Source organism: Pradoshia sp. Z5_111 (genome assembly GCF_058267535.1).
In genome coordinates, this window is sequence record NZ_JBZCPQ010000003.1 from 353,465 (window position 1) to 372,535 (window position 19,071).

A 19,071-nucleotide genomic window follows, 5' to 3' on the forward strand; every position below is an offset into this window, starting at 1 on the left:
TCCGGCGAGGGAGGTTTCACCATTTATGACAATTCTGTGATTGTATCAATTGGAGCCTTAACCGCTTCACGTGCTTTTTTAACTGTATTCTCATCAGGAGAATCATAGAAACAAAGGCATTTTGTCATGTCTTCACATACATATGTCCTTGAAAAAGTCACTTCAGGAACTTCGGCATAATGAACAGAGTTTTTTGATTTTCTTTCAAGATAAGCATCCATCGTTAAGTTTTCAGGAAGGTTCCATTCCACAAGATAATTGACTTTATCCGCCTGCTTCTTAACATCTTCTAAATCTGTCCCCACAAGGCGAACTGGCTTGATTAATGTAACAGGCACCCCTAATTCTCTTAAATAACCGTTTATGACATTACGTTCTTCAGCTTCAAAAATAAAGAAAGCCCTTTTAAAATCCTTTGCAACTTGCACCTCTATTAAACTTGCATTTTGATTATCCAGCTTTTCTCGGATACCTCTAACAATTTTTTCAAAGTCCTCTTTTCCATTAACCGCCTTATTAAAGATAGATTCCACTAAATATAAAGATGTCATTTTTACTCCTCCTAATACTTATTTGCCGATAAGATTACTCGGGTATTGCTTGTTAATCATTTTATAATACTAAGTTAAATAAAACAACTTGGTTGTTTATAAATTTAAGTTATGATTTAATTAATCATTATCAGGGGGTTTTAAGTATGAGAGAAACCAGATACGATTTACCTTGTAATATCGCTCAAACGCTAAATATTATCGGAGACCGATGGACCTTATTGGTATTGCATGAAATTTTGGCAGGCAGAACTACCTTTAATGAGATCAAAAAAGAACTAAAAGGTATTTCATCTAATATTCTGTCAGACAGGCTAAAGCATCTAGAAAAGGCTGGACTTGTTGTTTCTTCCCTTTATTCAGAGCATCCGCCAAGATATGAATACAGCCTTACTGAAAGCGGTAAAGAGCTCGAAGGTGTCTTCAATGCTATCATTCTATGGGGCAGGAGTAATCTCGATAAATGCTATAAAAAAATTATCCATTCTGAATGTAAGCATGAAGTTCAACTAGCCTACTACTGTCCTCATTGTGATAAAAATGTAGACGAAATAGACATCGTGGCTCTTGAAGAACCGGATATGACAGTGCAAAAATAATGATTAGCCATGACAGAGAGCTTTAATGCCCTCTGTCTTATTTTTATCCCTTTCTAATCCCCCACTGCCGATTAATCCATGCTTCAAAAAAGCCAATTGCTTTATCCAACAGCAATCCCGAAATTCCAATAAAGACAATACCTGCCATAACAAGATCCAGCCTCATTGAATTTCTTGAGTCGATGATCAGATAGCCCAACCCTGATTGAGCACCAACCATCTCACCTGCTACCAGAAAAATCCAAGCAGTGCCCACAGCGATATGAAGACCGTTTGCGATATAAGGAAAAGCTGCTGGGAAAATGATTTTTCTTAGTAATTTAAATCCTTTAATCTCAAGATTATGTGCAACCTTCAAATAACTTACATCCACTTTGCGAACAGCGGAGACCGTAGAAAGCAATACTGGAAAGAACGCAGCAATAAAAATAATCACAATAGCAGGGATATCACCAATACCGAACCAAAGGACGATAAAAGGTGACCAAGCAATCGGAGAAACAGGCCTAATTACTTGGGCTATAGGATCAAGGACATTCCATACTAAAGGTAAGCGCCCAAAAATCAGGCCGAGGACTATCGCAGCCGCTACCGCAGATAAGTAGCCCGCAAGAAATCTAAGCAAACTTACTTGAAAATGAGTGAAAAGTGTACCATCTTGGATTAGAGAAACAATACCTTCCCAAACTTGTATAGGTGCTGGAAAGAGGACTGTATCGTAATCACCTATAATAATAATTGCTTGCCATACCATTATTAATAGGGAAAATCCTATAATCACATTAAGCAAAGACTTTGTATTCATAGTTTAATTCACCTTATCAATTAAAGATTGATTTACGAATTCTTCATAAGAAGGAGGATTCTCCATTAACCCCATTTCCTTCAGGTTTATCCTAAGATTCTCATACTCTTCTTCTTTAATTTTTAAGTCATCATATGAAATCCACTGAAAAGAAAGATCAAGTACATCCTTTTCTACTTTCATATATTTCGATGACATTTCATGGGTATGCTCATCCTTCAATTCTGCCATTTCACCAGCTTTCACATATTGATTTACAAACTCCTGGGCAATTTCATTATTTTTTTCGATAAAGTCATTTCTTAGAACAAGCGTGCAATCAATCGAATCTTTCCATATATCTTGATCCTGATAAAGAACCTTTCCTTTATCAATTGATACGGAGATTGCCCCAAACGGCTCTGCCACCACATAGCCTGCAATCCTTCCTTCAGATAGGGCAGCTGGCATTTCTGCAGGAGGCATTTCGATAGATTTAACATCTTTATACTTCAGGCCGTTCTGTTTTAACATCTGATATAGCAAGATGTTATGAGTTGAAAATTTATGTGGAATGGCAAAGGGTTTACCTTTAAGGTCATCTACACTATTCACGTCATTAGCGGTCACAACTACATTCCCATCTCGATGTCCCAATGCTATTGCACTTAAATCAATTCCTTGTTCCTTTGCTTTCATGGCTAGAGTAACCAGTACAGATGCTCCATCAATTCTGCCGGTATTCAATGCATCCATCAGTTCAGGCCAAGATCCGAATTTTATAAGCTCCAGATTAAAGCCCTTATATTCTTGCATTTCTTTTTCAATGTATAAAGGTACTGCGTGTGTAATGGGAAGATAGCCAATTTTGATTGTTTTCTTTTCGCCATCCCCTGCTGCTTGATTGTTTGTTCCCAAGCCACATGCAGCAAGCATAACGGTCAGCACTAGGGCTAACATAAGCAAGAATAGAGTTTTAAGAGACTTTTTCATGGTATTCTCCTTATCTATAAAAGAATATTTTTATTAAATTTGAAACTCAATTAGCGAATCTTTTCGATTAAATTGGAATTCTTCAAAAATCATCTTCCGGTAGTGCTGAAAATCACCATGGCTCCGATCACGTGGCTTCGACAATTGAATGTTAATTTCTTTATGAATCCTGCCCGGATTAGCATGCATAATAAATATCCGATCTGATAAATAAATTGCTTCATCAATGTCGTGGGTAACAAGTGCAATAGTTGTCTTCTCTTTGGATTGAATGCGAAGAAGTTCATCTTGCAAATGATAACGGTTAAACGTATCCAATGCTGCAAAAGGCTCATCCATGAGAATCATTTCCGGTTGCAGAGCTAGTGCCCTGGCAATAGCAATCCGCTGCTTCATTCCACCAGATACCTCATGAGGAAACATATCTCCCTGATTCTCCAAACCAACCAAACCCAGATAGTGTAAGGCGCGCTCCTTTTTCTCAGCCGCCGTCAAATTCATACCATCTAAGCCAAGCTCAACGTTTTTCAAGGCAGATTTCCAAGGAAAAAGACCATAATTTTGAAATAACATGATGCATTTGCGGGTTGGTTTATTTACAGCCTTTCCTTCAAGAAGCACTCTTCCGGCATCTGCCTGTTCAAAGCCTGCAATGATGTTTAACAAAGTACTTTTACCGCATCCGCTTTCGCCCAAAATCGAGATTGCCTCACCATGATTAATTTGAAGGGAAATATCGCTCAGTACTTGTATACTTGTTTTTTTGTTAGGAAAGCTTTTGCTGACATTCTCTACATTAATAATTGCATGTTGACTCATCTTTGGATCCCGCCTTCCTATTTTAAAGTTAACAATTCTTATAAAAATAGTATGATTTATTATTAGGTTATTTTATTATACTTTGTTCATTTTTACAACTTAAATAGTAGGAATATTCGATTTTCTCGTTTAACGCTTTTACATATGCACTAACCAAATTGAAATACAACATAAAAATATAGTGAATAACAGAAAAAATCCTCCAGCATTAATGACTAGAAGATTCTTGAATATACGAGCCCTGCTATTTTCAATTCTTATTCTTATGCTTCACTAAAAATTCATATAATTTGCGAGCTAAGAACCTACTTTGACTATTCGATCATCTATACTATCACTTTCATATTATTACTATTTGTTTACATACTGTAGAAAGTAAGAAGTAACATAATTTTCCAAAATAATATATAATTAAATTATGGAGGTGAATATAATCAGAAAATATATTAGTTTTATAGGTACCTTTTTAATCATTGGGATTATTAACTTTGCATTAACCTCTTGGCTTGATGCTTCTTTCTTTGATTACAGCATGTTTGTTGGCTTCTTTGCTACAATAGTTATTTATTTCTTCACTTCAACTGGCGGCTACACAAGTCGCAGTCTTGATGCACAAATTCAAGGCAGTACTGGCCTACGACCAGAAGGAACTCAAAGTAAGTTTAATCCTTCCTATGTTTTTTTTGGCTCTCTTGCATACTTTTTAATCTCACTTATTGTAACGATTTTCATTTATTTATAATTCTTTTTTATTTTTTGACTTTCACTAGGAACCTCTTTACCTAATACAATCTATTCTTAGCGTTTATCTGATTCATGAGTACCATCATTATTCGTAATTCAGTATTTCTAAAAATCCCTATTACTTTACTCCTTTGTTTTCATCAAACTAGCATTTACCGTTTTATTTTAAAAATATACACCGTTGTCTTGAGGAGAATATAAATATGAGTTTTCTTGACACTATGGATCATTTTTTATTGCAGCTAGTTATTAGGTGTATTACTCTCATCCATAACCAATAAGATTTTTATTGGCCCGCTATTAACTTTAATAGGCAACCTGATCTTTGAAGTTTGGCATTCTAAGTACTATTATGAGTATCCTGATATATCATTTTCAGCATGGAACATCATATTTCCTGGTATTTCCTTGTTACTATCAGCAATTATTGTAGCTTATTATAGAACCAAAAATTAAAGAATTCCATTATTTATAAGAAGTATTCTTTTTTCCAAATTAAATTTCTCTTTATTAAAGCTGCGATTTGTTTATCATTTTGATCCGGATTGTTTTCCAAATGTTTAATAATTAACTCTTGTCTCTTCACAGGATGATTTTGACTCAGCTTTGCCTGTGCTTCTATTTTAGTAATCGTAATCTTAAAGGCAACAAGCTCTCTGATCATACCTTCGATCGTATTGGAATCTAAGTCTATATAATGGTATGAGCTATCTGCCTTTTCATATTTATTAACCAGGCTATTTAAGGTGTGAATGGTGACATTCTCGTCACTCACGATCTCCATTTTTCCATATACATGAATAGATACATAATTCCAAGTAGGTACTGCCTTAGTAGTTTCGTAATAAGTAGGAGAAATATAACAATGAGGGCCGTGGAAAACAGCAAGGACCTGCTGTTTTCCTACTTCTTCCCACTGTTTGTTTGCACGCGCCATATGGCCATATAAAGCAAATTGATCTCTATCTAATAATAAGGGTAAATGAGTAGCATATGGTTCGCCATTATGCTGTGAAAATAGAGTAGCGAAGCTGTATTTTTCAATAAAATCATAAATGGTTTCTTTGTCATCGATAGTAAAGCACTCAGGTATGAACATTGTGATATTCCTCCTTAAGTTCGTCTAAGAAAAGAACAAAGAAGAGTTAAAAAGATATGATTCAAAATATGTAAAAATATTAAAATTCAAAAACTGAATCTTTTGCCGTCAACATCACACTGGTACTAGTAGTGTTGAAATAGGAATCAATCAATTGCTTCAATTCATTCATGGCTTGATTAGCACGCTCAGCTTGTTCTTTGTTAATGGATTCAATGAATAGGACAGCATCCGTTGTGTCATCAGTTAGCATCGTTCTTTGAGCTTCTCGCCAGTTTAAGCATCTGCAAATAGCTCCGTCCTGATCATAATAGATGATTTCCTCCGGTAAAGCAGGGGAATCCTGATCAGCACCGAGTGGCAAGAATGGTTCTCCTCCTTTTGCTTTCCCAAGATATAAGTCCCCAGCGATACAATTTAAATCTTCTCCGCCACAAGGAACAGCATATTTTAGAGAAACACTATTATAGATGTCCACCAAAGGATTAATTGGTGTAAACTCTCTACCTTGATTGGCTCTCTTTAGCAATGCTTCAATCGATGAACGAGTACCCTTTTTCGTTTTAAATTTGCCAAATGCTTTACGCCATTCATCAATAACTTGATTTCGGCTAAATGTATCTTCTGTCAGAAACTGAGTAGCTTCCTTAGCCGCTCTATTAAGAATTTCAGAGAAATAATTATGTTTTTCTTCCGAACCTTGATTATTGATATTTCTGACAATTAACATATTAATTTGAGCATCCGGGAAAACATCCCAAAATTCAGTATCGACAATAAATTTACCCATAACTTTACACTCCATTTCATATATTTAGTCAAGAAAGGGCTGCTAAAGGTTAAATTGTTCTTCGTCCCCTATATAGAAAGGATGAACTCAATTTATACAAAGCCTTATTTTTATATTCATTCTTTTCCCAGCCTCCTGGTCTTATAAGCTTCCACTTTTTTCCAATAGCTATTTCTGATGCTTTATTCATTGGCTCTTTAAAGAATAGTGTTGATATTTGATGCCTTCCCAACATGTTTCTTTTACGCGGGCGAGCGGTGAGCTTCCTTCCTGTCAGGTCTTTCCATGCTCGCTGTTCTCAGGAAGAGTCACCCATTCTCCGCTTCAATTATATCCAACAAAGAACATTCCAGATTCTTCCTACTAAAAAATCATTTTCATATGGTAAAATACTAATGATTTTTTTGAAAGAGATGAGAGAATTTATATGAAAAAGTTTATTACTATTAGTTTATGTACACTTTTGAGTATTGGTATTCTTGGGTTTGCAGCCTTTTATATTTGGTCCCAGCAAACCTATGAAGCAACAGAAGTAATCAGCTCTTATGTGGATGTAAATGATATTCAGGATGAAAATAATTGGCTTGTATTTGAGCCGAATGATCAGCCAAAAAGCGGTATCATTTTATATCCCGGAGCAAAAGTAGAACCTGAAGCATACAGCTACTATGCTCAAGGTTTAGCAGACAATGGGTATTTCGTAATCATCCCTAAAGTTAATTTGAACTTTGCTTTATTCGATGTTAATCAAGCAGAGCAGATCATCGAAGAATTCGGCGATATAACAGACTGGTATATCGGCGGACACTCGCTTGGCGGCGTAGCTGCAGCTTCCTATGCTTATGATAATCTTGAAATTGTCAGCGGGTTAATCTTACTGGCTTCCTATCCAAGTGATTCCAGTGATTTCTCAGAAACTGACCTGCCTACACTTTCCCTTTACGCCGAGTATGATAAATTAACAACAACAGAAAAAATAAAGGATACGAAACATTTACTTTCCTCTAAAACAACCCTTTATGAAATTAAGGGAGGAAACCACGCTCAATTTGGTATGTATGGAGCTCAAAATGGAGATGGTGATGCAACTATTTCCGCAGTGGAACAGCAAGATCAAATGGTGCAGGAAACCCTCCGCTGGCTAAATAGTCTCAAGCGATAGGTTAGTTTCACTCATTTTTTCGATACGCATAGAATAAACCACCTGTTCAAACAGGTGGTTTATCTTTAAGACTGTCAGAAATATAATCATAGTACATAAGAGAGAATCATTGATATTTACCTGTGTATAGCCTTGAGTTCTTTATTGATATATGAAATACAATTCAGAGGAAGTAATGGATAATTCATTTTCCAACTGTTCAATGCTAAACGTCTTTAATAACCTCACTTAATTGTAAAGGTGAGATAGTGCCTTGATGAAAATATAATTGCCATCTGCCACCAATCAATTTCCATATTGAACTTCGATAGGTGTTACGATTACGAGTGCTATCAACAATGAAATAAGTAGATAAAACAACATCTTGTGCTAACGGATAAATATTATAGTTATAGAGTGACATCTCAGTCAAAACCACTCCATCTTCCAGGCAGTCTTTTTTATCAAACATAAACCCTGAACTGCCAATCTCAAAGAAATCGTCTGCCAGTATGTTATCCAGCTTTTCCTTACTTTTACGAACTTCAAATCCAATATGACTTTCCTCTAATTCCTTTAATTGATCCTTTAATTTCACATCCATTAAATCAGTCCCTTTACAAACGCATGATTATTTTAATCCGCTTATTTTATAGCCCTTTACATACCAATTGTGTTTTTACTAACTAATATTATTTATTTTCAAATTAGGTGTAGCATTCTCATTTTCTGGTGAGGTATCTTAACATTTTGAGCTTGAAATTGAATATTTTTCTGTATTTCTTCAAATGTTAGACAATGGAGGTGAGAGTAAATGAAGAATAATCAAGATCAATCTAAATTCCGGGTACGAAATCAGGAAACGACATCAAAAAACGGTGATACTCCATTAAAACATATACCCACTGTAAATAGCCGTCACGGTTCAAATATCAAGACGAATGATGAGTGATCTAATGATATCCGCCAAATGAAAGGAGCAATTGGATGACTAACTCTAGTAAGGATTCTATTCAAATAAAAATGGAGCAAATTTTATCTCATACCTGTGGCTCCTTTGAAAATTGTACAGAAACCAATATCCAGACTTTTTTGACCCAATGCTATGAAGAAAATATTGATCCGCAATATTGCTTAAGCTGGATTGCAAATCATAATGCAAAAATCCCTAATTGGGCTAATGTATCAAAAATCTCACAGGAATGGATTAATGGACATACCTCTACTGGCTCTACGTTTTTAAATAATGAGGGAGATGTACTTCGGTAAAAGCAAAGCTGTCCATAGGGCAGCTTTTTATTACTTACCTTCTCCCCTATTTCAGCGCAAAAGTTTCTTCAAAATCATTAAATTTTCTTCAAGAAATGCAGCGTTTTTTTCTATTCCACGTTTCTTACACCAGCCAATGCTGTTGAAGGCATCTGTAAATCGATAGAAGGGCAATACAATATCTAAATCAATTAAAGGTCGGATACTTTTATAGCCTTCTTTAAATGCCTGGTAGAGGCTATGATCGAAGCTTAATATATCGCGAAAAATTTTAGTGAAGTCGATTTCTGTTGAACCAAAACGTACGGACTCAAAATCGATGATCCCTGAGACTTGATTGTCATCCATTATAATATTGGCCGGACGAAAATCCATATGTACTAAGCTTGGTCCATCTGGTGCTGGGAGATGCGTCTTCATGATTTCAAATTTTTCTATGGCCTGTTCATATAAATGTTCATCCAAGACATCTCTTACATCCATAGCAAAACTATAGAATTTTGATTCAAGAAAGTTAGACCAATTCGGAAATTCATTTTGAATAGCAATCAACTCTTTTGTGGTAGGCAGCTGAATAGAATGCATGGAGGCATGGATTACTCCAACATGATATACTGCCTTGGGTAAAGCCTCAGCTGTTAGCGTTTGTCCTTTTAATTCAGAAAGCAAAAAAGCACCAGGGCACCTCTCATCTCCATACCAACAATTTAACATCTCAGGAATCGCAATTCTTCCGTTCAATATCTCATAGGCTTCCAATTCCCGCTGAAACTTTAACTTTGTATAAGGGATTTTAATAAAAACCGTCGCTCCCCCAAGCAACTCACATTTATAGACGTTTGAACTAAAGGAATCTTCAACTTCATTCATTGATATTACCTGCAATCCAAAATGTTCAATGATACGTTTTATAATAAAAAGTCCCTCCCATCGACCATACTTTATTTGAAAACTCTTTATGATACTTGTTTATCAATAACAAACAATAAAATTCAACATCTGTATTCCATCTTTAAAAACTCGAAAGTGCTGCCATTTGTATCTTGCATAAAAACATCAGCATCTTTAAATCCAACTTTTCGATATACATTAATTGCTCTTTGATTAAATTTTGCAACTGACAAGGTGATTTTTTCAGGGTTCGCTTCCGATTTAATAAACTCCATCCCTGCCTTTAAAAATTCTAATCCCATCCCTTTTCCAGTTAAATCCGGTCTCATCCCTAAACCGATATCAACCGTGTTATCGTCAATTCTGTGAATACTCAAGAAAGCTATTAATTCTTCATCTTTTGATACAGCGAACATAGAGTTACCTCGTTTATCCGCATCTAAAAATTCCTCTAAATCCTCTTTATCCGCTTCCAAATCATAAAAAGAATATTCACTATCATAATGCCAGGTGAAAGCAATTGTTTCTGCTTGTTCTTGTGTCATACTATATATTTCAAATGACATTTTATCTTTCGCCCCTCAATATTTTTATTCATCTTAGCTGTAAAAAAGAAAGCAAGATAACTTTTTCCCTCTTGAAAGAATTTACACCTGTTTTTCCTTTTGAAAAGTAACTATGACAACACCAGCAATGATTAAAATGGCACCAACAAAGAAATTAATGCCCAACTTTTCATTTAGTATGAGCCACCCTAATAAAGAACCTACCAGTGGCTGAAAAAAGAAAAATAATGAGCCAATCCCTGCATCCATCAGTTCTAATCCTTTGTTCCAGAGGAAAAACGCTCCCGCAGTTGAAACTAACCCCAGATAGATAACCCCCATGATAACTAAAGCACTATCATAGTAAGCAGCATTTGATTGAATTTCCCATATCATTACAGGCGTTGTAAACACAAGTGCAAACATGACCGCATAGGTCGTGATTGTTAATGACGAAAAACGCGCAGAGGCAATTTTTACATAGACGGATAATAAAGCCCAGGTAATAGCAGCTCCCACTAATATCATACTACCTAAAAAATAATCTCCAGCCTTTGTATCCCATCCAATAACAATGATGACTCCGATTGTTGCGAGTATGACCGAGATAACTTTTCTGCCCGTTAGCTTTTCCTTCAGAATAAGCGTTGCAAAGACAACCATAAAAGCTGGTGTAGCTGAAGTTATTAAAGATCCCGTATGGGCATCAGATAATTTAGTACCAATGAATTGAAAAGCAATTGATACAAAATAACCTATAAACCCAATCCACCCCAGTAGCAGCCAATCTTTCATCTGTATCGTTTCACGAGTTTTCCTGTTGACTTGAATGATCTTTAAAATAGCGTACAAAACAACAAATGCAACTACATACCTTAGCCATACTAGCGTCAATGGCGGAATAAAATCCAAAACATATTTGCTGACTACGTACATACCGCCCCACAAACTGGCGGCCAAGGATAAACAAACAGCTCCGAGTAAACTTTGTTTCATCTTGAAATACCTCCGTCTACAAAAATAGGATTATAAAATTAGCTTCAGCAAAGACGAGGTATGACTTTTTTGACTGTTCATTCCTCGACTTCTGAATGAACAGCTGGTTGGTCATTTTCAAATACATTTAATTACAATCTCATTACTGATTACACCGCAAATTACCATTTTTAATTCATCTAAAGTATAAACTATCTCTTCTGCCATTCATTTTCTAAAATACTCATTTCCCATAAACTCCAGTATTCATCGCCATTTTTATTTGACTCTCTATGTAAACCCTCTTTTATAAAACCTGCCTTTTCGTAACAAGCAATGGCAGAGCCATTAAAGTCAAATACTCCAAGACTAACCCTATGTAAGTGAAGTTCTTCAAATGCGATTTTAAGTATTTCTTTAATCATTTGCTGACCTATTCCTTTACCTCTTGTGTTTTTATCACTGATTAGTACTTTTCCAACTCTTGCAGATTCGTTTTTTCTATCAATTCTCCCCAAAGAGATATGTCCAATAACGTTGCCTGTTTCTTGATCAACCACTTTATAAATCAGAGCTTCTGAGTTAGCATGATTGGCATTCTCCATGTACTTTTCTAATTGAGAATCATTCAAAGGATAGTTAAACCCAGGGCCACCCCATTGAAGTAAAAATGCAGGCGAATCAATCCAATTGATAAGCTGTTTAAAATCAGAGCGTTCAAAATACTTTAGTTCTATCATGACTACCACCTCCCCTTAATACTGGCCTAGTTATATAGAACATCTCTATTTTAAAGATTTCTTAAATACATAACTTACTTTGTCATAATTCATCCGCTCTTCATAAAAACGATGGGCATCTTCACGCTGTAATCCTGAAGATAAAGCTACTGTTTCATAATTATTATCCTTAGCCCATCTATGTACATAGGTAAGCAGTTGTTCACCATATCCTTTTGAACGCTTATTTATATCTGTAATCAGGTCACACACCCAAACAAATCGACCATTATAAAGGGTTATCATCGGTTTAAAACCAATTACAGCAACAATTTCACCTGCATCAACCAAAGCAAACATTCTGTATCTATCGTTTTCTTGTGCATCCATTACTAGATTGAGATATGTAGGTTCATCAAGATGAGTGCGCAGCTGCTTCATCACTGGAAATGCTTCAAGGATTTCTTTTTTTGTTTGAAGTTCTTTAATCATGAATGAATCCACTCCTCCTACTAATCTGAATTTTCCATTATTTCTACTTGTTATACTACCTGTATCGATGGAGCTATCCAATAAGGTAATTAACAAGTTCCTCACAATTAGCCCTTTATTTTTTTCCTAAAGAAAAGCCATGGAATAACTCTCCTCCAAAAGGCTCTAATATATTTTCAGCTAAGTGCATTACTTGATCCTTTTCACCTGTCTTATAAAAACAATCAAATGCTTCTACAAATTGGCTTGCAAATGGTTCATCATACTGCTTAAGAGAACGAACTATCCATTTTGATGTGCCAACCCATTGACGGTTTGCCCTTAATACAAATTCACTTAGCAATTCAGCAAGTGTGTTGGCTATAAAAAGTTCTTCTGCCCGATTCGTACAGCCTTTAAAATCATCGAGTGCATCCGTAATATAATAACGCTTCGTATTGATTATTTCGGCTGTCCATTCTTTTGGACCCTTAGCCAGTATTTCTTTAGCCTCTTTTTTTATTGAATCGATTATTCCGCAATCTTTTAAGATGATCCCTTCAGAAATCATTCTTGGCAGTGAAGGTCTTGCCCTTGCACAGTCACTTTCAAAAAACAGTTTATAAGAAGTTAAATTATATACGAATACTTCAATAGGCCATCCAAATTCAACTAATGACTCTCGATAGGATGAACTGATATTTTTATCGAAAATAACGATATCCAAGTCAGATGTTTCAGTTGCTTCACCCCGAACAACGCTGCCTGCCAATAGAGCACACTGACAGTTCGGAAAATATTCTTTGATAAACCGTTGCCCGGCTTCAATTGGACTTATTTTATTAAATCCACCCATTGACTCACCTCTGATTCGACAAATTTCTTAATTATTTGATTCTACATGGAGATATAGAATACCTTCTGGAAACCCAAGCTTTTATCGAAAACAAAAAAGAACTGGTTGACAGTTCTTGATTTTATTTAATAGTTTCCCATTCCTCTCGCAATAGACCCATTCTAATTGAATCGTAATACTCGTTATTATAGAAACGGCATTTCCTTAATCTTGCTTCCATTTGCATACCTAATTTTTCTCCAACTTTAATCATTCGTTGATTACCAGACCAGGTTGTGTACCCTACACGAACTAAAGGCATCGCTTTAAATAAATGGTCAATCCATAATTTTAAAGCTTTTGTACCATACCCCCCATTCCAATATTGAGGATTATATATACCGATGCCCATTTCAAGCCACTTTGACGGCTCATGCTCCCAGTAATAACTGACAGTACCGATTATTTTTCCTTCTACTTCTATTCCCCGGTAATGGTCCTGATTGATCATCTTATCCCTTTTCTTTAAGAAATCTTCATAGGACATAGATTTATGTTCAAAATAGGGGGCATCCCACTTTTTCCATTCAGGGGATTCTTCTTTATAAGCTAATTCCCATAAAGAATATAAATCTTCTTCTCTGATTGGTTGTATCACTAATTCATAAGATTTATGCATATATAACTGAACCTCTTTCTTCATTTTAAAACTTAATAATAGTACATCATTCTTTCTCTTAACTTCAGGAACCATCAATTATGTAACCTTCCCATCACGACAGTACTATAAAATTTACCATCAGATAGATACCTATCCTTTTTCAAAATCCCTTCCACTTCAAAACCATATCTTTTATACAAATCTATTGCTTTCTGGTTTGTTTCTAATACATTTAAGGTCATTTTCTTAATGCCAATGAATCTGCCCAGGAGATAGATTCTATTAATAGATTTTTCCCAATACCGTATCCCCAAAAATCCTTTAATACACCTACGCCAAACTCCACTTTGTGATGAAACCTTTTTAGATTAATCCCTTCACATCTGGAATAGCCTACTAATCTTCCCTCGACTATTGCAACTAAGAATAGATTTCTTGAGCTAGCGTTGTCTGAATGAATCAGCTGCTCAAAATAGTAAGCATCCATGAATGCTTCCCCTTTTTCTCTATCCATATTTTCTGTCTCACCATCAATTTCTAAGCGTAAATAGGACAAAGCTTCTGCATCTGCATCATTCGCAGATTGAATCGTATATATTAAGCTATTTGAATGGTATTCCTTTTTATTTATTTTCATCTATATCTCCATCTGAATCAGCTATTTCTTTTCACCCCCGTATAAATCCTCCCTCTGAATGTATAATCTGACCGGTTATCCACTCTCCTTCTTGAGAAGCAAGGAAGCCAATCATACGGGCTACATCTTCAGGTACACCTATACGTCCCATTGGAAACTTAGGTAAAAGATGTTCCCGAATCTCATCTGTCATCCATGTTGAATCAGTTGGACCTGGGTTTACAGCGTTGACTGTAATTCCTAATGATGCCAGTTCAGCGGACAATGACCGAGTGAACGCTGATACCGCTCCTTTTGTGGCTGCATAAGCCAATTCATCAGGCATCGCACCCAAGTCCTGACCTGATGTCATATTAATAATTCTGCCTGATTTATATCCAGCATTCTTAAAACACCGAGCAAATTCTGTACATAACAGAAAAGTAGTCCTCATATTAACGGCATAATGGTCATCCAAAGTTTTAGCGTCCAGATTTAGATACCCATCTCTGGTTGAATGGGCTGCATTATTAATCAATATGGAAGGTACACCTAATTCCTCAGAAATACGCTTCATTATTTCGGAGGCTGCATTTGCATCTGACAGGTCAATTTCCATGCCTTTGCAACGGACTCCGTTAGTTTGTATTTCATTAATAAAGATTTCAGGCCATTCTTGTTCTGCTTTCCAGTATGTAAAAAATATATCAGCTCCCTGTGAAGCTAGTTTTCTGCAAATGGCCGTCCCCATCTCCCTTGCACCGCTCGCACCTGTTACTAAAGCTATTTTTCTATGCAAAAAAGTCATGTATTTTTCCTTTCCTAAAACAATTTGACATATATACTAGGTATTTGATAATCATAATTAAAAACCCATAATTTAACAATAAAAAAACCAACTATATCTACTGGAATAAATCTTAATCTGGCAAACTACTAATTGGAAACAAAAGGGGAGAGAGTCCCCCTTTTTAGGTATACGAATAAAATTATAAAAAGATAGACAAGACTGTTAAAATACTAATCGATCCCACCACTACAAGCATGACGTTGGCTCCAAGCAAAGAAAGAATGATAGCTGACATCCCTCCAATTAACCCTATCCAAATGTTTTCCTGGATAAAAAGCACACCAGGAAAAATCAAGGCACCCAGCGTTGCAAAGGGGATGTTTTGTAAAACACCTTCCCAAAATGGAGAGAGCTTCATTTCCTTAAACAAAACAAAAGGCAGCATTCTTGGTATGTATGTAACAAGGGCCATCCCTAATATAAGTATAAAAATAGACGCCGTCATTCACTTGTCCTCCTTTTGCTAATCAACGTATACATCCATTCAACCAGAAAGGCTGATAAAAGCGTTGCCACAATAATTGACCAGCCGGTGGATAATAGACCCATTACAGATAATAGTGTGTTAAAGATTGCTCCCATACCAGCAAGGAGGAGGATTTTACGGCTTTTCGCCAATGCTGGCATTAACAGAGCAATAAACATCGCATAGAGGGCAATACTCATACTTTCCTGTAAGGCATGGGGCAAACTGGCTCCGAACAAATAACCAACTCCCGTACAGAGAACCCAGCTTACATAAGCAATTCCTCCAAGGCCGAACATATAGCCCGCTGTTATTTTCCCCTTTTTAAAGGATGCGACCGAAAACGTTTCATCTGTAATACCAAATGAATAAATAATCTTTTTCCATAAAGGATCATTCACAGATTTTAACAGAATGGATGTCGCCATTAATAAATGCCGTATATTTAAAATAAATGTAGCGACAATAATACCAATTACACCTGTACCGAGTGACAGCAAATTTAATGCTGTGTACTGAGAAGCACCTGCATATACCAATATACTCATAGCTAAGGCTTCCCCAAATGTTAGTCCCGATGATTTGGCAAGCAGACCAAATGTTAGCGCGATTGGAAAATATCCTATCGCAATACTGATTCCTGCCTGAATCCCCTCCTTAAAATCCGATACACTGCGCTCGGCAACCTGCACCTCCATGACATACTCCTTTCTTAGTCTCTTACGTCAAGATAAAATAAGCTATTCCTAATAATTCAAGGGTTTTTTACTCTTATCTACCAAGCTTCTGTAAGAGATTTACGTATTTTACTTATTCTTTTAATGGTTATACCAAAAGTCTGTCTTATCGAACTTATCTTTTGTATTGGAATTTTTTGAATATTGTAGAATTACATTCATCCCTCATATAATGGATTTATGATGAAGATGAAAGTAGGGATACTTATGCAAGGTAATGAAAAAACATTAGGATATGTACGAGTAGTTATTGATGAAGTTGGCAAAGTAGCACATATTTGTCCAAACACTCTGCATCATCCTGATCCAGACGAACAAGAACGTTTACAAAAAATAATTTCAGTTAATCACTTAGATGAAGTTTTCTCTAAAATGGGCCATTCCTATAAAGATTGCCAGGTTTTAGTCGTATTCCACGAAAACAATAACCATGTATGTGTAGAGCATTCTATGACGATTCAACCAAATTTCAAAAGCTTCTGGAGAGAGAGAATCACCAAAAAAATCGAAAAGCATCATGAAAGCATGCGCGATGAAATCCATATCCAGAGCCGAATTGATTTGTGGGAAGATACATACAAAGAAACATTTGTTCCAACAAGAAAGGTTGGCTAAAATAGATGGAAACAGCAAGCATAATGCTTGCTGTTTCTGTTTGTTTACTCCTATACATCTATTATCCCAACAAGCTCCTATCAGAAATTTGCGTATTCCGTTTTAGTTTTTGGAATTCATTCAATAACTGATCAATGGTTAACGTTTGTTTAGAGTTTTGATCTGCTTCATAAATAATTTCACCGCTATCCATCATGATTAATCGATTGCCCAAATCAAGGGCCTGCTGCATATTGTGGGTTACCATTAAGGTTGTCAATTTATGTTCTTTTACGATTTTTTTCGTAAGCTCGGTTATAAGCTGAGCCCGTGATGGATCGAGTGCTGCAGTATGCTCATCAAGGAGGAGTATATCCGGCTCTGTAAAAGTAGCCATTAATAAGGATAGCGCCTGTCTTTCCCCTCCTGATAACAAGCCGACCTTCGCAGATAATCGGTTCTCCAAACCTAAATGAAGCTCCTCTAGTTTTTCTTTAAAAAACAGTCTGCGCTTATTTGTAACTCCGAAACTGAGCCCTGCTCTTTTTGTTCTTGCATAGGCAATGGCCAGGTTTTCTTCGATTGTCATCGTCGGAGCAGTACCTGCCAGAGGATCCTGAAAGACCCTTCCTATTTTTCGGGCACGGCGGTGTTCCCCCGCATACGTCAAATCGGTTCCGTTAAGGATGATTTTTCCTGAATCAGGCAGGATTTTCCCTGAAATTAAATTCATAAGTGTGGATTTACCCGCTCCATTACTTCCAATTACCGTCACAAAATCCCCTTGCTTCAATTCAAGATTAATCTGATTTAATGCCATTTTTTCATCAGGAGAGCCTTCATTAAACACTTTTAATATCTGACTTAGTTGCAGCAAGCTGCTCTCCCCCATTCTCATTTATACTAGGTTTAACTGCTACAGCATTCAAGACTTTCATTCGATTGCGTCTTTTCCGGGATTTTTTCGTACTGTCTATCCATTTTGGAATAAGCAAAGCAATAATAACAATTACAGCCGTAATTAGTTTCATATCTCCCGCTTCAAGAAACTCCACTTTAAGGGCAAAGGCTACAACCAATCGATATAAAATCGCACCGCCAATAACTGCTAGGGTAGCTCTCGCTATGGATTTGGACCCGAAGACTGCTTCCCCGATAATAACGGATGCAAGCCCAATGACAATCATTCCAATCCCCATTCCGACATCAGCAGATCCAATATACTGTGCAACAAAAGCTCCTGATAAAGCGACCAGCGCATTGGCAATTCCAAGTCCCAGCATTTTCGTCATATCTGTATGAACCGAAAAGCTGCGCACCATTTGCTCATTATCTCCAGTTCCTCGAATGGCAAGGCCTATCTCTGTTTTCAAAAATGCATCCAGCAACATCTTGCCTACGATAACAAATAACATCATCGGTAATACGATAGACCATGTATGCGGAACATAGCCTTCTAATCCAATGCTTGTGAAGAGTGATGCGATCCAGTCGTCAATCCCAAGACTTGCCCACCATGTACCAAGCTGAGTAAAAATTGTATCCTCTGATAATAAGGAAACATTTGGCTTACCAAGAATTCTTAGATTAATAGAATATAAGGCAATCATCATTAAAATTCCCGATAAGAGAGGATTAATCTTCCCTTTTGTATGCAATAACCCCGTGATTATTCCTACGAAGAAACCAACAAATATCGCCGAAAACGTTGCAAGGATAGGACTTGTTCCGCCTGTAATTAAAATGGAAGTGACGGCCGCCCCTGTTACAAAGCTACCGTCCACTGTCATATCAGGAAAGTTAAGAATTCGAAATGATAAGTAAACACCTAAGGCCATAATGCTATAAATAATGCCGGCTTCCACCGAACCAAAAACAGATGCAAACACGTATTAACCTTCCTTTCTGTTTGGATTAATTAC

Annotated in this window: 25 protein-coding genes and 2 pseudogenes; 7 read left to right on the forward strand and 20 right to left on the reverse strand. The window is 36.4% G+C overall.

Annotated features, from left to right (window positions below; all coding sequences use genetic code 11):
• Positions 1-23: 23 nt before the first annotated feature.
• Positions 24-551, reverse strand: coding sequence for a DUF4242 domain-containing protein (locus AC4D4A_RS08675; RefSeq protein WP_490995526.1), 528 nt, complete (start codon positions 549-551; stop codon positions 24-26).
• A gap of 146 nt (positions 552-697) precedes the next feature.
• Between AC4D4A_RS08675 and AC4D4A_RS08680 the strand changes: the two genes are divergently transcribed.
• A complete protein-coding gene (locus tag AC4D4A_RS08680) occupies positions 698-1,150 on the forward strand; it encodes a winged helix-turn-helix transcriptional regulator (RefSeq protein ID WP_490995527.1) in 453 nt (150 codons plus the stop codon).
• Positions 1,151-1,193: 43 nt separating this feature from the next.
• Here AC4D4A_RS08680 and AC4D4A_RS08685 read toward each other — a convergent pair whose 3' ends face one another.
• The 3 genes from AC4D4A_RS08685 to AC4D4A_RS08695 are packed head-to-tail and all read right to left on the reverse strand — an operon-like array spanning position 1,194 to position 3,746.
• The gene (locus AC4D4A_RS08685; RefSeq protein WP_490995528.1) at positions 1,194-1,955 is read right to left on the reverse strand and encodes an ABC transporter permease; all 762 of its coding nucleotides are present in this window, start codon (positions 1,953-1,955) and stop codon (positions 1,194-1,196) included.
• A 3-nt stretch (positions 1,956-1,958) separates the two neighbouring features.
• The gene (locus tag AC4D4A_RS08690) at positions 1,959-2,927 is read right to left on the reverse strand and encodes an ABC transporter substrate-binding protein (RefSeq protein WP_490995529.1); all 969 of its coding nucleotides are present in this window, start codon (positions 2,925-2,927) and stop codon (positions 1,959-1,961) included.
• A 33-nt stretch (positions 2,928-2,960) separates the two neighbouring features.
• Positions 2,961-3,746 (reverse strand): ABC transporter ATP-binding protein, encoded by a 786-nt coding sequence (locus AC4D4A_RS08695; protein ID WP_490995530.1) that lies wholly within the window; start codon positions 3,744-3,746, stop codon positions 2,961-2,963.
• A 424-nt stretch (positions 3,747-4,170) separates the two neighbouring features.
• Here AC4D4A_RS08695 and AC4D4A_RS08700 point away from each other — a divergent pair, with 424 nt between their 5' ends.
• On the forward strand, positions 4,171-4,488 hold the full coding sequence (locus AC4D4A_RS08700; protein WP_490995531.1) for a hypothetical protein: 318 nt from the start codon (positions 4,171-4,173) through the stop codon (positions 4,486-4,488).
• A gap of 263 nt (positions 4,489-4,751) precedes the next feature.
• Positions 4,752-4,946: pseudogene (locus tag AC4D4A_RS08705) on the forward strand (DUF2651 family protein); the annotation flags it as partial.
• A 13-nt stretch (positions 4,947-4,959) separates the two neighbouring features.
• On the opposite strand, the gene AC4D4A_RS08710 reads toward AC4D4A_RS08705, so the two are convergent.
• Both AC4D4A_RS08710 and AC4D4A_RS08715 read right to left on the reverse strand, forming a co-directional pair.
• Entirely contained in the window at positions 4,960-5,589 is a 630-nt protein-coding gene (locus tag AC4D4A_RS08710) for an FMN-binding negative transcriptional regulator (protein ID WP_490995532.1), read from the reverse strand.
• A 79-nt stretch (positions 5,590-5,668) separates the two neighbouring features.
• Entirely contained in the window at positions 5,669-6,379 is a 711-nt protein-coding gene (locus AC4D4A_RS08715; protein ID WP_490995533.1) for a B3/B4 domain-containing protein, read from the reverse strand.
• 427 nt (positions 6,380-6,806) lie between these two features.
• On the opposite strand from AC4D4A_RS08715, the gene AC4D4A_RS08720 reads away from it, so the two are divergent.
• Positions 6,807-7,541, forward strand: a complete 735-nt coding sequence (locus tag AC4D4A_RS08720) for an alpha/beta hydrolase (protein WP_490995534.1) — start codon at positions 6,807-6,809, stop codon at positions 7,539-7,541.
• A gap of 205 nt (positions 7,542-7,746) precedes the next feature.
• Here the strand turns inward: AC4D4A_RS08720 and AC4D4A_RS08725 are convergent, their stop codons facing one another.
• Positions 7,747-8,124: a nuclear transport factor 2 family protein gene (locus tag AC4D4A_RS08725; RefSeq protein ID WP_490995535.1), complete on the reverse strand. Its 378-nt coding sequence runs from the start codon at positions 8,122-8,124 to the stop codon at positions 7,747-7,749.
• 210 nt (positions 8,125-8,334) lie between these two features.
• On the opposite strand from AC4D4A_RS08725, the gene AC4D4A_RS08730 reads away from it, so the two are divergent.
• A complete protein-coding gene (locus AC4D4A_RS08730; protein ID WP_180349926.1) occupies positions 8,335-8,472 on the forward strand; it encodes a hypothetical protein in 138 nt (45 codons plus the stop codon).
• A gap of 35 nt (positions 8,473-8,507) precedes the next feature.
• A complete protein-coding gene (locus AC4D4A_RS08735) occupies positions 8,508-8,789 on the forward strand; it encodes a hypothetical protein (protein ID WP_490995536.1) in 282 nt (93 codons plus the stop codon).
• A 51-nt stretch (positions 8,790-8,840) separates the two neighbouring features.
• Here AC4D4A_RS08735 and AC4D4A_RS08740 read toward each other — a convergent pair whose 3' ends face one another.
• The 11 genes and pseudogenes from AC4D4A_RS08740 to AC4D4A_RS08790 form a co-directional block, all read right to left on the reverse strand.
• Positions 8,841-9,659, reverse strand: coding sequence for an aminoglycoside phosphotransferase family protein (locus AC4D4A_RS08740; protein ID WP_490995537.1), 819 nt, complete (start codon positions 9,657-9,659; stop codon positions 8,841-8,843).
• A 122-nt stretch (positions 9,660-9,781) separates the two neighbouring features.
• Complete coding sequence (locus AC4D4A_RS08745) at positions 9,782-10,246, reverse strand: GNAT family N-acetyltransferase (RefSeq protein WP_490995538.1); 465 nt, start codon at positions 10,244-10,246, stop codon at positions 9,782-9,784.
• 81 nt (positions 10,247-10,327) lie between these two features.
• A complete protein-coding gene (locus tag AC4D4A_RS08750; RefSeq protein WP_490995539.1) occupies positions 10,328-11,221 on the reverse strand; it encodes a DMT family transporter in 894 nt (297 codons plus the stop codon).
• A 191-nt stretch (positions 11,222-11,412) separates the two neighbouring features.
• The gene (locus AC4D4A_RS08755) at positions 11,413-11,940 is read right to left on the reverse strand and encodes a GNAT family N-acetyltransferase (RefSeq protein ID WP_490995540.1); all 528 of its coding nucleotides are present in this window, start codon (positions 11,938-11,940) and stop codon (positions 11,413-11,415) included.
• Positions 11,941-11,985: 45 nt separating this feature from the next.
• Entirely contained in the window at positions 11,986-12,411 is a 426-nt protein-coding gene (locus AC4D4A_RS08760; RefSeq protein WP_490995541.1) for a GNAT family N-acetyltransferase, read from the reverse strand.
• A gap of 115 nt (positions 12,412-12,526) precedes the next feature.
• The gene (locus AC4D4A_RS08765; protein WP_490995542.1) at positions 12,527-13,246 is read right to left on the reverse strand and encodes a nucleotidyltransferase domain-containing protein; all 720 of its coding nucleotides are present in this window, start codon (positions 13,244-13,246) and stop codon (positions 12,527-12,529) included.
• A gap of 121 nt (positions 13,247-13,367) precedes the next feature.
• Entirely contained in the window at positions 13,368-13,904 is a 537-nt protein-coding gene (locus tag AC4D4A_RS08770; protein WP_490995683.1) for a GNAT family N-acetyltransferase, read from the reverse strand.
• A 74-nt stretch (positions 13,905-13,978) separates the two neighbouring features.
• Positions 13,979-14,523 (reverse strand): annotated as a pseudogene (locus AC4D4A_RS08775) (GNAT family N-acetyltransferase).
• A gap of 31 nt (positions 14,524-14,554) precedes the next feature.
• Positions 14,555-15,310, reverse strand: coding sequence for an SDR family oxidoreductase (locus AC4D4A_RS08780; RefSeq protein WP_490995543.1), 756 nt, complete (start codon positions 15,308-15,310; stop codon positions 14,555-14,557).
• Positions 15,311-15,491: 181 nt separating this feature from the next.
• On the reverse strand, positions 15,492-15,797 hold the full coding sequence (locus AC4D4A_RS08785; protein WP_490995544.1) for an AzlD domain-containing protein: 306 nt from the start codon (positions 15,795-15,797) through the stop codon (positions 15,492-15,494).
• Positions 15,794-16,516 carry an AzlC family ABC transporter permease gene (locus AC4D4A_RS08790; RefSeq protein WP_490995545.1) on the reverse strand — a complete coding sequence of 241 codons (723 nt, stop codon included), beginning with the start codon at positions 16,514-16,516 and terminating at the stop codon, positions 15,794-15,796. The genes AC4D4A_RS08785 and AC4D4A_RS08790 overlap by 4 nt, the downstream gene beginning before the upstream one ends.
• 246 nt (positions 16,517-16,762) lie before the next feature.
• On the opposite strand from AC4D4A_RS08790, the gene AC4D4A_RS08795 reads away from it, so the two are divergent.
• On the forward strand, positions 16,763-17,170 hold the full coding sequence (locus tag AC4D4A_RS08795) for a hypothetical protein (protein WP_066101814.1): 408 nt from the start codon (positions 16,763-16,765) through the stop codon (positions 17,168-17,170).
• 61 nt (positions 17,171-17,231) lie between these two features.
• Here the strand turns inward: AC4D4A_RS08795 and AC4D4A_RS08800 are convergent, their stop codons facing one another.
• Complete coding sequence (locus AC4D4A_RS08800; protein WP_066101815.1) at positions 17,232-18,026, reverse strand: ABC transporter ATP-binding protein; 795 nt, start codon at positions 18,024-18,026, stop codon at positions 17,232-17,234.
• Complete coding sequence (locus AC4D4A_RS08805) at positions 17,992-19,038, reverse strand: ABC transporter permease (RefSeq protein ID WP_490995546.1); 1,047 nt, start codon at positions 19,036-19,038, stop codon at positions 17,992-17,994. The genes AC4D4A_RS08800 and AC4D4A_RS08805 overlap by 35 nt, the downstream gene beginning before the upstream one ends.
• Positions 19,039-19,071: the final 33 nt, after the last annotated feature.

What these genes read in the sequence shown, in the direction of transcription:
- AC4D4A_RS08675 (WP_490995526.1), bottom strand. Translation starts at nt 551, where the DNA reads ATGACATCTTTATATTTAGTGGAATCTATCTTTAATAAGGCGGTTAAT.
- AC4D4A_RS08680 (WP_490995527.1), top strand. Translation starts at nt 698, where the DNA reads ATGAGAGAAACCAGATACGATTTACCTTGTAATATCGCTCAAACGCTA.
- AC4D4A_RS08685 (WP_490995528.1), bottom strand. Translation starts at nt 1,955, where the DNA reads ATGAATACAAAGTCTTTGCTTAATGTGATTATAGGATTTTCCCTATTA.
- AC4D4A_RS08690 (WP_490995529.1), bottom strand. Translation starts at nt 2,927, where the DNA reads ATGAAAAAGTCTCTTAAAACTCTATTCTTGCTTATGTTAGCCCTAGTG.
- AC4D4A_RS08695 (WP_490995530.1), bottom strand. Translation starts at nt 3,746, where the DNA reads ATGAGTCAACATGCAATTATTAATGTAGAGAATGTCAGCAAAAGCTTT.
- AC4D4A_RS08710 (WP_490995532.1), bottom strand. Translation starts at nt 5,589, where the DNA reads ATGTTCATACCTGAGTGCTTTACTATCGATGACAAAGAAACCATTTAT.
- AC4D4A_RS08715 (WP_490995533.1), bottom strand. Translation starts at nt 6,379, where the DNA reads ATGGGTAAATTTATTGTCGATACTGAATTTTGGGATGTTTTCCCGGAT.
- AC4D4A_RS08720 (WP_490995534.1), top strand. Translation starts at nt 6,807, where the DNA reads ATGAAAAAGTTTATTACTATTAGTTTATGTACACTTTTGAGTATTGGT.
- AC4D4A_RS08725 (WP_490995535.1), bottom strand. Translation starts at nt 8,124, where the DNA reads ATGGATGTGAAATTAAAGGATCAATTAAAGGAATTAGAGGAAAGTCAT.
- AC4D4A_RS08730 (WP_180349926.1), top strand. Translation starts at nt 8,335, where the DNA reads ATGAAGAATAATCAAGATCAATCTAAATTCCGGGTACGAAATCAGGAA.
- AC4D4A_RS08735 (WP_490995536.1), top strand. Translation starts at nt 8,508, where the DNA reads ATGACTAACTCTAGTAAGGATTCTATTCAAATAAAAATGGAGCAAATT.
- AC4D4A_RS08740 (WP_490995537.1), bottom strand. Translation starts at nt 9,659, where the DNA reads ATGAATGAAGTTGAAGATTCCTTTAGTTCAAACGTCTATAAATGTGAG.
- AC4D4A_RS08745 (WP_490995538.1), bottom strand. Translation starts at nt 10,246, where the DNA reads ATGTCATTTGAAATATATAGTATGACACAAGAACAAGCAGAAACAATT.
- AC4D4A_RS08750 (WP_490995539.1), bottom strand. Translation starts at nt 11,221, where the DNA reads ATGAAACAAAGTTTACTCGGAGCTGTTTGTTTATCCTTGGCCGCCAGT.
- AC4D4A_RS08755 (WP_490995540.1), bottom strand. Translation starts at nt 11,940, where the DNA reads ATGATAGAACTAAAGTATTTTGAACGCTCTGATTTTAAACAGCTTATC.
- AC4D4A_RS08760 (WP_490995541.1), bottom strand. Translation starts at nt 12,411, where the DNA reads ATGATTAAAGAACTTCAAACAAAAAAAGAAATCCTTGAAGCATTTCCA.
- AC4D4A_RS08765 (WP_490995542.1), bottom strand. Translation starts at nt 13,246, where the DNA reads ATGGGTGGATTTAATAAAATAAGTCCAATTGAAGCCGGGCAACGGTTT.
- AC4D4A_RS08770 (WP_490995683.1), bottom strand. Translation starts at nt 13,904, where the DNA reads ATGCATAAATCTTATGAATTAGTGATACAACCAATCAGAGAAGAAGAT.
- AC4D4A_RS08780 (WP_490995543.1), bottom strand. Translation starts at nt 15,310, where the DNA reads ATGACTTTTTTGCATAGAAAAATAGCTTTAGTAACAGGTGCGAGCGGT.
- AC4D4A_RS08785 (WP_490995544.1), bottom strand. Translation starts at nt 15,797, where the DNA reads ATGACGGCGTCTATTTTTATACTTATATTAGGGATGGCCCTTGTTACA.
- AC4D4A_RS08790 (WP_490995545.1), bottom strand. Translation starts at nt 16,516, where the DNA reads ATGGAGGTGCAGGTTGCCGAGCGCAGTGTATCGGATTTTAAGGAGGGG.
- AC4D4A_RS08795 (WP_066101814.1), top strand. Translation starts at nt 16,763, where the DNA reads ATGCAAGGTAATGAAAAAACATTAGGATATGTACGAGTAGTTATTGAT.